12 protein-coding genes are annotated in these 13,097 nt (G+C 71.9%); 1 reads left to right on the forward strand and 11 read right to left on the reverse strand.

Annotated elements, in window-relative coordinates:
- Nucleotides 1-25 precede the first annotated feature (25 nt).
- From carB to pyrR, 6 genes are all read right to left on the reverse strand, one after another.
- Nucleotides 26-3,334 (reverse strand): carbamoyl-phosphate synthase large subunit, encoded by a 3,309-nt coding sequence (gene carB, locus C9F11_RS07840; protein WP_138958561.1) that lies wholly within the window; start codon nucleotides 3,332-3,334, stop codon nucleotides 26-28.
- Complete coding sequence (gene carA, locus C9F11_RS07845) at nucleotides 3,327-4,511, reverse strand: glutamine-hydrolyzing carbamoyl-phosphate synthase small subunit (RefSeq protein WP_138958562.1); 1,185 nt, start codon at nucleotides 4,509-4,511, stop codon at nucleotides 3,327-3,329. Before carA ends, carB begins: the two co-directional genes overlap by 8 nt.
- Nucleotides 4,508-5,137, reverse strand: coding sequence for a hypothetical protein (locus C9F11_RS07850; protein WP_138958563.1), 630 nt, complete (start codon nucleotides 5,135-5,137; stop codon nucleotides 4,508-4,510). Before C9F11_RS07850 ends, carA begins: the two co-directional genes overlap by 4 nt.
- Nucleotides 5,134-6,420, reverse strand: coding sequence for a dihydroorotase (locus C9F11_RS07855; RefSeq protein WP_138958564.1), 1,287 nt, complete (start codon nucleotides 6,418-6,420; stop codon nucleotides 5,134-5,136). Before C9F11_RS07855 ends, C9F11_RS07850 begins: the two co-directional genes overlap by 4 nt.
- Nucleotides 6,421-6,425: 5 nt before the next feature.
- Nucleotides 6,426-7,403, reverse strand: a complete 978-nt coding sequence (locus C9F11_RS07860) for an aspartate carbamoyltransferase catalytic subunit (protein WP_138958565.1) — start codon at nucleotides 7,401-7,403, stop codon at nucleotides 6,426-6,428.
- Nucleotides 7,404-7,525: 122 nt separating this feature from the next.
- Entirely contained in the window at nucleotides 7,526-8,101 is a 576-nt protein-coding gene (gene pyrR / locus C9F11_RS07865) for a bifunctional pyr operon transcriptional regulator/uracil phosphoribosyltransferase PyrR (RefSeq protein WP_030674879.1), read from the reverse strand.
- 240 nt (nucleotides 8,102-8,341) lie between these two features.
- On the opposite strand from pyrR, the gene bldD reads away from it, so the two are divergent.
- A complete protein-coding gene (gene bldD / locus C9F11_RS07870; RefSeq protein WP_016638847.1) occupies nucleotides 8,342-8,842 on the forward strand; it encodes a transcriptional regulator BldD in 501 nt (166 codons plus the stop codon).
- A 203-nt stretch (nucleotides 8,843-9,045) separates the two neighbouring features.
- On the opposite strand, the gene nusB is transcribed toward bldD, so the two are convergent.
- The 5 genes from nusB to C9F11_RS07895 form a co-directional block, all read right to left on the reverse strand.
- Nucleotides 9,046-9,477 (reverse strand): transcription antitermination factor NusB, encoded by a 432-nt coding sequence (gene nusB / locus C9F11_RS07875; protein ID WP_138958566.1) that lies wholly within the window; start codon nucleotides 9,475-9,477, stop codon nucleotides 9,046-9,048.
- A gap of 2 nt (nucleotides 9,478-9,479) precedes the next feature.
- Nucleotides 9,480-10,046 (reverse strand): elongation factor P, encoded by a 567-nt coding sequence (gene efp / locus C9F11_RS07880; protein ID WP_138958567.1) that lies wholly within the window; start codon nucleotides 10,044-10,046, stop codon nucleotides 9,480-9,482.
- A gap of 46 nt (nucleotides 10,047-10,092) precedes the next feature.
- Complete coding sequence (locus tag C9F11_RS07885; RefSeq protein ID WP_138958568.1) at nucleotides 10,093-11,193, reverse strand: aminopeptidase P family protein; 1,101 nt, start codon at nucleotides 11,191-11,193, stop codon at nucleotides 10,093-10,095.
- A gap of 173 nt (nucleotides 11,194-11,366) precedes the next feature.
- Nucleotides 11,367-11,861, reverse strand: a complete 495-nt coding sequence (locus C9F11_RS07890) for an excalibur calcium-binding domain-containing protein (protein ID WP_138958569.1) — start codon at nucleotides 11,859-11,861, stop codon at nucleotides 11,367-11,369.
- Between the two features lie 120 nt (nucleotides 11,862-11,981).
- Nucleotides 11,982-13,040, reverse strand: a complete 1,059-nt coding sequence (locus C9F11_RS07895; protein ID WP_138958570.1) for an AAA family ATPase — start codon at nucleotides 13,038-13,040, stop codon at nucleotides 11,982-11,984.
- Nucleotides 13,041-13,097 lie beyond the last annotated feature (57 nt).

Here is a 13,097-nt window from a genome sequence, read left to right on the forward strand (position 1 = left end):
ATCCGGTGTCCCCCTCGTGGGCTGTCTAGTCGCGGGCCGCGGTCAGGTGTTCCGCGTGTTCCTGGAGCGAGCGCACGCCCACTCCGCCGTGGTGGAGGGCGTCGATGCCCTGGACCGCGGCAGCGAGGCCCTGGACCGTCGTCAGGCACGGCACGGACCGGGCGACGGCCGCGGTGCGGATGTCGTAGCCGTCGAGGCGGCCGCCGGTGCCGTACGGCGTGTTGACGATGAGGTCGACCTGGCCGTCGTGGATCAGCTGGACGATGGTCTTCTCGCCGTTCGGGCCCTCGCCCTCGGACTGCTTGCGCACGACCGTGGCGTTGATGCCGTTGCGCTTGAGGACCTCGGCCGTGCCGGACGTGGCGAGCAGCTCGAAGCCGTGCGCGACGAGCTCGCGGGCCGGGAAGATCATCGAGCGCTTGTCGCGGTTGGCGACGGAGATGAACGCGCGGCCCTTGGTGGGCAGCGGCCCGTACGCGCCCGCCTGCGACTTGGCGTACGCCGTGCCGAAGACGGAGTCGATGCCCATGACCTCGCCGGTGGAGCGCATCTCCGGGCCGAGCACGGTGTCGACGCCGCGGCCCTGGATGTCGCGGAAGCGCGACCACGGCATCACGGCCTCCTTGACGGAGATCGGCGCGTCGAGCGGCAGCTCGCCGCCGTCCCCGGTGGCCGGCAGGAGCCCCTCGGCGCGCAGCTCGGCGACGGTCGCGCCGAGCGAGATGCGGGCGGCGGCCTTGGCGAGCGGCACCGCGGTGGCCTTCGAGGTGAAGGGCACGGTGCGCGAGGCGCGCGGGTTGGCCTCCAGGACGTAGAGGATGTCCCCGGCCATGGCGAACTGGATGTTGATCAGGCCGCGCACCCCGACGCCGCGCGCGATGGCCTCGGTGGAGGTGCGCAGGCGCTTGATGTCGTGGCCGCCCAGCGTGATGGGGGGAAGGGCGCACGCCGAGTCGCCGGAGTGGATGCCGGCCTCCTCGATGTGCTCCATGACGCCGCCCAGGTACAGCTCGTGGCCGTCGTAGAGCGCGTCCACGTCGATCTCGATGGCGTCGTCGAGGAAGCGGTCGACCAGGACCGGGCGGTCCGCGCCGATCTCGGTGGACTCGGCGATGTACGCCTGGAGGCGGGCCTCCTCGTACACGATCTCCATGCCGCGGCCGCCGAGCACGTACGACGGGCGGACGAGCACGGGGTAGCCGATCTCGTCGGCGATGGCCTTGGCCTCGGCGAAGGTCGTGGCGGTGCCGTGCTTGGGCGCGGGCAGGCCCGCCTCGGCGAGCACGCGGCCGAAGGCGCCGCGGTCCTCGGCGGCGTGGATGGCCTCCGGCGGGGTGCCGACGACGGGCACGCCGTTGTCCTTCAGGGCCTGCGCGAGGCCGAGCGGGGTCTGGCCGCCGAGCTGGACGACGACGCCCGCGATCGGGCCCGCGAGGGACTCGGCGTGGACGATCTCCAGGACGTCCTCCAGGGTGAGCGGCTCGAAGTAGAGCCGGTCGGAGGTGTCGTAGTCGGTGGAGACGGTCTCCGGGTTGCAGTTGACCATGACGGTCTCGTAGCCCGCGTCGCTCAGCGCGAAGGAGGCGTGGACGCAGGAGTAGTCGAACTCGATGCCCTGGCCGATGCGGTTCGGGCCCGAGCCCAGGATGATCACCGCGGGCTTCTCGCGCGGCGCGACCTCGGACTCCTCGTCGTAGGAGGAGTAGAAGTACGGCGTGTTCGCGGCGAACTCGGCGGCGCAGGTGTCGACCGTCTTGTAGACCGGACGGACGCCGAGGGCGTGCCGGACCTCGCGCACCACGTCCTCGCGCAGACCGCGGATCTCGGCGATCTGCGTGTCGGAGAAGCCGTGCCGCTTGGCCTCGGCGAGCAGCTCGGGGGTGAGGTCGTCGGCCTCGGTCAGCTCGTCCGCGATCTCCTTGATCAGGAAGAGCTGGTCGACGAACCAGGGGTCGATCTTGGTTGCGTCGAAGACCTCCTGCGGGGTGGCCCCGGCGCGGATGGCCTGCATGACGGTGTTGATGCGGCCGTCGGTGGGGCGCACGGCGGCGCGCAGGAGCGTGTACTTGTCGCCGGGCTTGCCGGTGAAGGAGAACTGGCTGCCCTTCTTCTCCAGGGAGCGCAGCGCCTTCTGCAGGGCCTCGGTGAAGTTGCGGCCGATGGCCATGGCCTCGCCGACCGACTTCATGGTCGTGGTCAGCGTGGAGTCGGCCTGCGGGAACTTCTCGAAGGCGAATCGCGGCGCCTTGACGACCACGTAGTCGAGGGTCGGCTCGAAGGAAGCCGGGGTCTTCTCGGTGATGTCGTTGGGGATCTCATCGAGCGTATAGCCCACGGCCAGCTTTGCGGCGATCTTCGCGATCGGGAAGCCAGTGGCCTTCGACGCCAGCGCGGAGGACCGCGAGACACGCGGGTTCATCTCGATGACGATCACGCGGCCGTCGACCGGGTTGATCGCGAACTGGATGTTGCAGCCGCCGGTGTCGACGCCGACCTCACGGATGATCGCGATGCCCACGTCCCGCAGGATCTGGTACTCGCGGTCGGTGAGGGTCATCGAGGGCGCGACGGTGATCGAGTCACCGGTGTGCACGCCCATCGGGTCGAAGTTCTCGATGGAGCAGACGACCACGACGTTGTCGCTCTTGTCGCGCATCAGCTCCAGCTCGTACTCCTTCCAGCCGAGGATGGACTCCTCCAGGAGCACCTCGGTGGTCGGCGAGAGCGTGAGGCCCTGGCCCGCGATGCGGCGCAGCTCGTCCTCGTTGTGCGCGAAGCCGGAGCCGGCGCCGCCCATGGTGAAGGAGGGCCGCACGACGACCGGGTAGCCGCCCAGCTCGTCGACACCCTTCAGGACGTCGTCCATGGAGTGGCAGATCACCGAGCGTGCGGACTCGCCGTGGCCGATCTTGGCGCGGACGGCCTCGACGACCTCCTTGAACAGGTCGCGGTCCTCGCCCTTGTTGATCGCCTCGACGTTGGCGCCGATCAGCTCGACGCCGTACTTCTCCAGGACGCCCTGCTCGTGCATGGAGATCGCGGTGTTGAGCGCGGTCTGACCGCCGAGGGTGGGCAGGAGCGCGTCGGGGCGCTCCTTGGCGATGATCTTCTCGACGAACTCCGGGGTGATCGGCTCGACGTACGTGGCGTCGGCGATCTCCGGGTCGGTCATGATCGTCGCCGGGTTCGAGTTGACGAGGATGACGCGCAGGCCCTCGGACTTGAGGACGCGGCACGCCTGGGTACCGGAGTAGTCGAACTCCGCGGCCTGGCCGATGACGATCGGGCCGGAGCCGATGACCAGGACGGACTGGATATCGGTGCGCTTAGGCACGCTGGCCCTCCATCAGGGAAACGAAGCGGTCGAAGAGGTACGCGGCGTCGTGCGGGCCCGCGGCCGCCTCAGGGTGGTACTGGACGCTGAACGCGGGCTGGTCGAGGAGCTGGAGCCCCTCCACCACCTGGTCGTTGAGGCACACGTGGGAGACCTCGGCGCGTCCGAAGGGGGTGTCGGAGACCTGGTCGAGCGGCGCGTCGACGGCGAAGCCGTGGTTGTGCGCGGTGACCTCGACCTTGCCCGTGGTGCGGTCCTGCACGGGCTGGTTGATGCCGCGGTGGCCGTACTTCAGCTTGTACGTGCCGAAGCCGAGCGCGCGGCCGAGGATCTGGTTGCCGAAGCAGATGCCGAACAGCGGCGTCCTGCGCTTCAGGACTTCCTGCATCACGGCGACGGGGCCGTCGGCGGTCGCCGGGTCACCGGGGCCGTTGGAGAAGAACACGCCGTCGGGGTCGACCGCGTAGACGTCCTCGGCGGTCGCGGTGGCGGGAAGGACGTGCACCTCGATGCCGCGCTCGGCCATGCGGTGCGGGGTCATGCCCTTGATGCCGAGGTCGACGGCGGCGACGGTGAAGCGCGCGGTGCCGATGGGCAGGGCTTCGCCGCCGGGGCCGATCGCGGGGACGACGTACGTCTCCTTGGTGGCGACCTCGGCGGAGAGGTTCGCGCCCTTCATCTGCGGCTGCGCCTGCACCTTGGCGAGCAGCTCGGCGTCGGGGGCGAGCGCGTCGCCGGAGAAGACGCCGACGCGCATGGCGCCGCGCTCGCGCAGGTGGCGGGTCAGGGCGCGGGTGTCGACGCCGCTGATGCCGACGACGTCCTGCCGCCGCAGCTCCTCGTCGAGGGAGCGCCGGGAGCGCCAGTTGGAGGGCACCCGGGCGGGGTCGCGGACCACGTAGCCCGCGACCCAGATGCGCTGGGACTCGGGGTCCTCGTCGTTGACGCCGGTGTTGCCGACGTGCGGCGCGGTCATCACGACCACCTGGCGGTGGTACGAGGGGTCGGTGAGGGTCTCCTGGTAGCCGGTCATGCCGGTGGAGAACACGGCCTCGCCGAAGGTCTCCCCCACCGCGCCGTAGGCGCGGCCGCGGAAGACGCGGCCGTCCTCAAGGACGAGTACGGCGGGAGGCGCCACCTTCCGCTGCGCGGCGTTCCCCTGGGTGGAGGTCGTCATCGTGCGCCTTCCGTTTCCGTCGTGCTGTGGATCCCGGCGCCGGTGCCGTCGATCTCGGTGTTGTCGATCATGTTGTTGAGGGCCTCGACCCAGTCGGCCTGCTCCGCGGCGTGGTCGGAGCGGAAGCCGGAGTCGAGCAGCCTGTCGCCGTGCGCCCAGGTGACGATCAGCAGACCGCCCTCGGCGAGGACCTTGCCCGCGATGCCCTTGTCGAGGCGGGCCTCGCGCAGGGCCTCCTTCGGGATGAAGAAGTCCCGTGCCCCGGGGCGTACGACGTCCAGGCCCGCGTCGGTGAGGGTGAGCTCCACCCGGCTGCGGGTGCCCAGGCCGTGCGCCACGATGCGGTCCAGCCACTGGCCCGCGGTGGTGGAGCCGTGGTAGCGGCCGGTCAGCTCAAGTTTCGTCGCACCCGGCTCGGACGGCGCGCCAGGGAGCTCCGGCAGGTCGCTCTGGAGGGTGCCGCGCCACTTCCAGCCCTCGCGCATCAGCCAGTAGACGAGCGCGACGAAGAGCAGGATTCCGACGACCCAGCCGATGCGCGCGGCCCAGTCGGTGACCTGCGCGGACTTCTCGTCGGCGGCCAGCTGGGGCAGGGCGGAGGGGGTGAGGAGATGCGTTGCGGTCACTGAAGCTTCCCGTCGACGAGCGTGGCCCGACCCCGGAGCCAGGTGTGCGTGACGCGTCCCGGAAGCTCACGGCCCTCGTAGGGGGTGTTGCGGCTCCGGGAGGCGAAGCCCGCGGGGTCCACTGCTCCACGGTATGCCGGATCGACGAGGGTGAGGTTCGCGGGCTCGCCGGGCGCGACGGGACGGCCCTGGCCGCGCGCCTGCCCGATCTCGGCGGGCTTGGCGGACATCCGGTCCGCGACCCCGGCCCAGGTGAGCAGGCCGGTGTCGACCATCGTGTGCTGGACCACCGAGAGGGCGGTCTCCAGGCCCACCATGCCCATGGCGGCCGCGGCCCACTCGCAGTCCTTGTCCTCGTGCGGGTGCGGGGCGTGGTCGGTGGCCACGATGTCGATGGTGCCGTCGGCCAGGGCCTCGCGCAGCGCCATGACGTCGGCTTCGGTGCGCAGCGGCGGGTTGACCTTGTAGACCGGGTTGTACGAGCGGACCAGCTCGTCGGTGAGGAGCAGGTGGTGCGGGGTGACCTCGGCGGTGACGTCGATGCCGCGGGACTTGGCCCAGCGGACGATCTCGACGGACCCGGCCGTGGACAGGTGGCAGATGTGCACCCGGGAGCCGACGTGCTCGGCGAGCAGCACGTCGCGGGCGATGATCGACTCCTCGGCGACGGCGGGCCAGCCGCCGAGCCCCAGCTCCGCCGAGACGACGCCCTCGTTCATCTGGGCGCCCTCGGTGAGCCGCGGCTCCTGGGCGTGCTGGGCGACGACGCCGCCGAAGGCCTTCACGTACTCCAGGGCGCGCCGCATCATCACGGCGTCGTCGACGCACTTGCCGTCGTCGGAGAAGACCGTGACCCCGGCGGCCGACTCGTGCATGGCGCCCAGCTCGGCGAGCTTCTTGCCCTCCAGGCCGACGGTGACGGCGCCGATCGGCTGGACGTCGCAGTAGCCGGACTCCTTGCCGAGCCGCCAGACCTGCTCGACGACGCCCGCGGTGTCGGCGACCGGGAAGGTGTTGGCCATCGCGAACACGGTGGTGTAGCCACCGCTGGCGGCCGCGCGGGTGCCGGTGAGGACGGTCTCGGAGTCCTCGCGGCCGGGCTCGCGCAGATGGGTGTGCAGGTCGACGAGGCCGGGCAGGAGGACCTGGCCGTCCGCCTCGACGACGGTAGCGCCCTCGGCGCTCAGACCGGCGCCCACGGCCTCGATGGTCTCGCCGTCGATCAGCACGTCCTGCGGCTCGCCGCCGAGCACCCGCGCACCACGGATAAGGATCTTGCTCATGATGTCTACTTCTCCTCGGTACGGGTGTGGGTGACGGCGGGCTCCTGGCCGCCGAGCAGCAGATAGAGGACGGCCATGCGGATGGAGACGCCGTTGGCGACCTGCTCGACGACCGTGCAGCGGTCGGAGTCGGCGACCTCGGCGGTGATCTCCATGCCGCGGACCATCGGGCCCGGGTGCATCACGATCGCGTGGTCGGGCATCTTGGCCATGCGGTCGCCGTCCAGGCCGTAGCGGCGCGAGTACTCGCGCTCGGTCGGGAAGAACGCGGCGTTCATGCGCTCGCGCTGGACGCGCAGCATCATCACGGCGTCGGACTTCGGCAGCACGCGGTCGAGGTCGTACGACACCTCGCACGGCCAGTGCTCGACGCCGACCGGCACCAGGGTGGGCGGGGCGACGAGGGTGACCTCTGCGCCGAGGGTGTGCAGCAGGTCCACGTTGGAGCGGGCGACGCGGCTGTGCAGCACGTCACCGACGATCGTGATCCGCCTGCCGCTCAGGTCCTGCCCGAGGCCGGTGTCGCGGCCGACGAGCCTGCGGCGCATGGTGAAGGCGTCGAGCAGGGCCTGCGTGGGGTGCTGGTGGGTGCCGTCACCGGCGTTGATGACCGCCGCGTCGACCCAGCCGGAGTTCGCGAGTGTGTACGGCGCGCCGGAGGCCCCGTGCCGGATGACGACGGCGTCGACACCCATGGCCTCCAGGGTCTGCGCGGTGTCCTTCAGGGACTCCCCCTTGGAGACGCTCGACCCCTTGGCGCTGAAGTTGATCACGTCGGCGGACAGCCGCTTCTCGGCGGCCTCGAACGAGATCCGGGTGCGGGTCGAGTCCTCGAAGAAGAGGTTGACCACGGTACGGCCGCGCAGCGTCGGCAGTTTCTTGATCGGCCGGTCGGCGACGCGGGCCATCTCCTCGGCGGTGTCGAGGATGAGGACGGCGTCGTCGCGGGTGAGGTCGGCGGCCGAGATGAGGTGTCGCATCATCTGGTGGGCTCCGTAAGGGATTTCAGGTGTGCTTCAGGCCTGGGGGCGTCCCTGGGCCGGGCAGCGGCGCGCGGGCGCGCGCCAGTACGGACCCGACGGGTCCGGTACCGGTACGGGGCGGGCTACTGCTCGCCGGCCGCGGCGGTCGGCTTGGCACCGAGCAGCACGGCGTCGCGGCCGTCCTCCTCGGCGAGCTGGACCTTGACCGTCTCCCGCAGCGACGTCGGGAGGTTCTTGCCGACGTAGTCGGCGCGGATGGGCAGTTCTCGGTGACCGCGGTCGACGAGAACGGCGAGCTGCACCGCGCGCGGGCGGCCGATGTCGTTCAGGGCGTCGAGGGCGGCACGGATGGTGCGACCGGAGAAGAGCACGTCGTCGACCAGGACGACCAGGCGGCCGTCGATGCCGTCACCGGGGATCTCGGTGCGGGCGAGCGCGCGCGGCGGGTGCATGCGCAGGTCGTCGCGGTACATCGTGATGTCGAGGGAGCCGACGGGGACCTTGCGGCCGGTGATCTCCTCGAGCTTGGCGGCGAGCCGCCGGCCGAGGAAGACGCCGCGGGTCGGAATGCCGAGCAGAACGACGTCGTCGGCGCCCTTGGCGCGCTCCACGATTTCGTGGGCGATACGGGTCAACACCCGTGCGATGTCCGGGCCTTCGAGAACGGGCCGCGGCACACCGGAGGCATGCGTGTCCATAAAAACGGACCTCCTTCTCCGCCTCACGGGACGGACCTTAAAGGACGTCTAATTTGCGCCATCTGGCGCCTACAGCGTCTTTCACGGTACCAGCAACGGCAACGTGGGCCGTCACCTCCCCCTCGGAAGGGGCCCTCGGACCCATTCGGCTTGACGCAGCCAAGTAACGCTGCGTAACCTCACAGTGAGTCACCAGCCGCGCGGCGGAGCCGCACGTTGTCACAGCGTCCGGGGAGCTATATGTCCAGCGAATACGCCAAACAGCTCGGGGCCAAGCTCCGCGCCATCCGTACCCAGCAGGGCCTTTCCCTCCACGGTGTCGAGGAGAAGTCCCAGGGTCGCTGGAAGGCGGTCGTGGTGGGGTCGTACGAGCGCGGCGACCGCGCCGTGACCGTGCAGCGCCTTGCCGAGCTGGCGGACTTCTACGGCGTTCCGGTGCAGGAACTGCTTCCGGGCACCCCGCCCGGCGGTGCCGCCGAGCCGCCGCCCAAGCTGGTCCTGGACCTGGAGCGCCTCGCCCACGTCCCCGCCGAGAAGGCGGGCCCGCTGCAGCGCTACGCCGCCACGATCCAGTCGCAGCGCGGTGACTACAACGGCAAGGTGCTCTCCATCCGCCAGGACGACCTGCGCACCCTCGCCGTCATCTACGACCAGTCGCCGTCGGTGCTCACCGAGCAGCTGATCAGCTGGGGCGTCCTGGACGCGGACGCGCGCCGCGCCGTGGCCCACGAAGAGGTCTGATCCCGTCAAGGGAGATTCCAGCAGAAACGTGCCGCCGGGGTGGCCGGAAACCCAGAGAGGGTTTCCGGCCACCCCGGCGGCTTTGTCATGCCCAGTGGCGGCTTTGTCGGGCCCAGTGGATTTCACCCGACGCGGAAAACCCCGGAGGGCCCGTGGCCGTATTGGCCGCGGGCCCTCCGGGGTACCGCGAAAACGAACTGTCGCTATGCGTCCCGGCGAAGGCTCGGCTTGAGGTCCTTGAAGCGACCGAGCAGCCCATTCACAAAGGCGGGCGAATCATCGGTCGAGAACTCCTTGGCGAGCTGAACCGCCTCGTCCAGGACGACGGCGTCGGGCGTGCCGTCCACCCAGATCAGTTCGTGCGCGCCGAGCCGCAGGATGTTCCGGTCGACGACCGGCATGCGGTCGAGCGTCCATCCCACCGCGTACTGGGAGATCAGCTCGTCGATGCGGGCCGCGTGCTCCTGGTAGCCCTCGACGAGCTCCATGGTGTACTCGCTCACCGGCGGCTGCCGGGTGTCGCTCCGGGAGTGACGCACCCAGTCCGCGAGCACGGTGAGCACGTCGACGCCACGCTGGTCGGCCTCGAAGAGGATCTGGAAGGCGCGCTTGCGGGCCGTGTTACGGGCGGCCACGGTTAGCTGTTCACCCGGCCGAGGTAGCCGCTGTCGCGGGTGTCGACCTTGATCTTCTCGCCGGTGGTGATGAAGAGCGGCACGTTGATCTGGTGGCCGGTCTCCAGGATGGCGGGCTTGGTGCCGCCGGTGGAGCGGTCGCCCTGGACGCCCGGCTCGGTCTCCTGGATGGTGAGCTCGACGGCGGCGGGCAGCTCGACGAAGAGGACCTCGCCCTCGTGCTGCGCGACCGTGGCCGTGAAGCCCTCGATCAGGAAGTTCGCGGCGTCACCGACGGCCTTCTTGTCGATGTGCAGCTGGTCGTAGGTCTCCATGTCCATGAAGACGAAGTACTCGCCGTCCATGTACGAGAACTGCATGTCGCGCTTGTCGACAGTGGCCGTCTCGACCTTGACGCCGGCGTTGAACGTCTTGTCGACGACCTTGCCGGAGAGCACGTTCTTCAGCTTGGTGCGCACGAAGGCAGGGCCCTTGCCGGGCTTGACGTGCTGGAACTCGACGACGGACCAGAGCTGGCCCCCGTCGAGCTTGAGCACCATGCCGTTCTTGAGGTCGTTCGTGGAAGCCACGGTTGCGGAATCTCCTGGACTGACGTGGACGACCCCGGCGCACGCGCTACAGCGCGAGCAGCTCCTTGGTCGTGATGGTGAGTAGCTCGGGTCCGCCGTCCGCCTCGCAGCGGACGACGAGCGTGTCATCGATCCGGACCCCGCCCCGGCCCGGGAGGTGAACCCCCGGTTCGACGGTGACCGGCACGCAAGCATCCAGTTTACCCATGGCTGCGGGCGCCAACTGCGGGTCCTCGTCGATTTCGAGCCCGACGCCGTGTCCGGTGCGTGCGGCGAGGCCCTCCGCGTACCCGGCGGCGTCCAGGACGTGGCGGGCCGCGCGGTCCACGTCGCGGCAGGCGGCACCGGGTGTGAGGGCCTCGCGGCCCGCCCGCTGCGCGGCGAAGACGACGTCGTAGAGCTCGATCTGCCAGTCCGCGGGCGAGGTCCCGATCACGAAGGTCCGCCCGACCTCGCTGCGGTAGCCGCGGTACGCGGCGCCGAGGCACACGGAGAGGAAGTCGCCCTCCTCGACGCGCCGGTCGGTGGGGCGGTGGCCGCCGCGCCCGGAGTGCGGCCCGGTGGCCACGGAGGTCGGGAAGGCCGCGCCGTCCGCGCCGTGGTCGACGAGCCGCCGCTCCAGCTCCAGGGCGAGATGGCGCTCCGTGCGGCCCACCAGGATCGACTCCAGGAGCTCCCCGAGGGCCTGGTCGGCGATCTCCGCCGCGATCCGCAGACAGGAGATCTCCTCCTCGTCCTTGACCAGGCGCAGCTGCTCCACGCCCCGCGCGAGGTCGACCAGGCGCAGCCGGGGCGCCACGGACGCCAGGGCCCGGTGCCGGGCCACGCTGAGGTGGTGCTCCTCGACGGCCAGGGACTCCGCGCCCTGCGCCTGCGCCTGCCCGGCCGCCGCGACGGCGGCGTCGCCGTCCGGGGCGTCGAGGACCCGGGTGCGCAGCTCGGTGTCGGGCCGCTCGGGACCGTCCTCCTCCCCCGGCGGCCGCGGGCACAGCAGGACGTCCTCGGACCGGCCCAGGAGGAGGGCGGCCCCCTGGGGCGCCGCACCCGCGAGATAGCGGATGTTGGCGGGCCGTGACACCAGGGCCGCGCCACCCCCCGCACACCGCTCCCTGACCCGCTCCCGCCGGGCCGCGTACACCTCTGACATGGGGCGAGCCTAAGAGCGCGCTCCCGTCCGGGCCGGTTCAGCGCGTCCGACCGGGCGTCAGGGCCGCGCGGACGAGGGGCGGGGCCGGGCCGGGTTGACGGACTCCCCTGCCCGCCCTGCCCGCCCGGTCCACCCGGTCCACCCGGTCCACCCGGTCCACCCGGTCCACCCGGTCAGGTATCGCAGCCCACCCCGTCGCCGTCACGGTCGAGGTGCCGTCCGTACCCCGGATCGCCCTGGTGCACGGGTGCCGCACCCGCGGCGCGCGCCTCGGCGCAGTTGGCGAAGGAGACACCACCGCCACCGCCCACGTCACCGCCGCCCACGCCATCGGTCCCGTCGTCGGTCCCGTCGGCGGCGGAGCCGCCGCCCGCGGGCGGCCGCGCCGTGACGGTGGCCCTGACCGTCTTCGTCGCGCGCACGGTGACGGTCTCGGTCGGCTCCGGCTCCGGCTCGGCCGTCGGCGTCGCGGTGCGCGTCCTGGTGAGGGTCTCGGTCGCAGTGACGGTGGGGTCCGGCGCCGCGCTGGGGGACCCGCCCTCGTCCCCGCCGCCTCTCACGGCCGCGCCGAGGAAGCAGGCGAGGACCAGGGCGGGGATGACGTAGCGCTTGCGCGCCCATCTCGGCGCGGGCCGGGGCGAGGGCGTGGGTGCGTACGGATGGCTCATGGCGTCCCCCAAGGGGTCGTGCTCGCTGGGAGCAGACCGTAGCGCCGGGGGTGGCGGGCGCGCGGGGGCTTCGGCTCGGTGGTGACGCAGTCGTGACCGTGCGGCTCTAGCGGCCCGGGACTACCACTGGGGCGGGCTCGTGAGGGCGCGGGTGAGGACCTCGTCCAGGACGTGGGCCGTGGCGGGGACGTCCAGCTGGGAGTTGTCGATGATGGGCAGGCCCGAGCCGTACCAGCCGGCCATGCGGCCGTGGATGCGGGCCACCTCCTCGTCGGTGAGGCGGCGGTTGCCCGAGCGCTGGGCGTTGCGCTCCAGGACGACCTCCAGGCCGGGCAGCAGGACGACGGGCAGCAGGCCGGGGCCCACGTGCCGCTTCCAGCCGCCGAGGCCGACGACCGGGCGGTCCGGGAAGACCGCGTCGTCGAGGACGCAGGAGATGCCGTTGGCCAGGAAGTTCCGCGCGGCGAAGCCGCAGGTGCGGCGGGCCAGGCGGTACTGCGCCTCGGAGTTGTCGTTCCACCCCGTCTGGGGGTCGGCGAAGCCCGAGCGCACCCATTCGCGGACGTCGTCGAGGCTGATGTGGGCCGTCGGCACCCGGCGGTGCTCGGCCCAGTACTTGGCGACGCTGGTCTTGCCCGCGCCCGCGGGGCCGATGAGGAGCACGGCGAGGGTCGTGGAGCCCGTGTCGGCGGGGGCCGTGCCGGGCGGCGGGCTCGGCACGGCGACGGGGCCGCCGGGCGGGAGCTGGATGTGGCTCGTGGTGTCGCGGGCGGGCGGCGCCGGGGCCGGGGCGTGGTGCGCGGCGTGCGGGACGGCGTGGGGGTGCGGGGCTCCCCCCGGGGCGTGGGGGGCTCCCCCGGGCACGTGCGGGGCTCCCCCTGGCGTGTGGGGGGCTCCGCCGGGCACGTGCGGCGCTCCCGGCGCGTGCGGGGCGCCAGGGGCCTGTGGGGCCCCCGGAGCGTGGGCGGCGGGCGGCAGGGGCGCCGGGCCCGGAGGGTGCGGTGCGGGGCCGGAGGCAGTGGCCGCGAAGCCCGGCGCGGGCGCGACGTGCGGCGCGCCGACGGGCACGGCACCCGGCTGCGGGGCGCTCGGGTGGGGGGCGGACACCGACCAGCCGGTGGCCGGTCCGTGCCCCGGCTGAGGGGGCGGCGGCAGCGGAGACCCCACGGTGTGCTGCATCCGGTGCCACTCCGTCTCGTGCGACTGACCTGGTACGGGCGGCGGGGCCACCCGCAT

It is taken from the genome of Streptomyces sp. YIM 121038 (genome assembly GCF_006088715.1).
Lineage (GTDB): Bacteria > Actinomycetota > Actinomycetes > Streptomycetales > Streptomycetaceae > Streptomyces.

What these genes read in the sequence shown, in the direction of transcription:
- carA (WP_138958562.1), bottom strand. Translation starts at nt 4,511, where the DNA reads ATGACGACCTCCACCCAGGGGAACGCCGCGCAGCGGAAGGTGGCGCCT.
- C9F11_RS07855 (WP_138958564.1), bottom strand. Translation starts at nt 6,420, where the DNA reads ATGAGCAAGATCCTTATCCGTGGTGCGCGGGTGCTCGGCGGCGAGCCG.
- C9F11_RS07860 (WP_138958565.1), bottom strand. Translation starts at nt 7,403, where the DNA reads ATGATGCGACACCTCATCTCGGCCGCCGACCTCACCCGCGACGACGCC.
- pyrR (WP_030674879.1), bottom strand. Translation starts at nt 8,101, where the DNA reads ATGGACACGCATGCCTCCGGTGTGCCGCGGCCCGTTCTCGAAGGCCCG.
- bldD (WP_016638847.1), top strand. Translation starts at nt 8,342, where the DNA reads ATGTCCAGCGAATACGCCAAACAGCTCGGGGCCAAGCTCCGCGCCATC.
- C9F11_RS07885 (WP_138958568.1), bottom strand. Translation starts at nt 11,193, where the DNA reads ATGTCAGAGGTGTACGCGGCCCGGCGGGAGCGGGTCAGGGAGCGGTGT.
- C9F11_RS07890 (WP_138958569.1), bottom strand. Translation starts at nt 11,861, where the DNA reads ATGAGCCATCCGTACGCACCCACGCCCTCGCCCCGGCCCGCGCCGAGA.
- C9F11_RS07895 (WP_138958570.1), bottom strand. Translation starts at nt 13,040, where the DNA reads ATGCAGCACACCGTGGGGTCTCCGCTGCCGCCGCCCCCTCAGCCGGGG.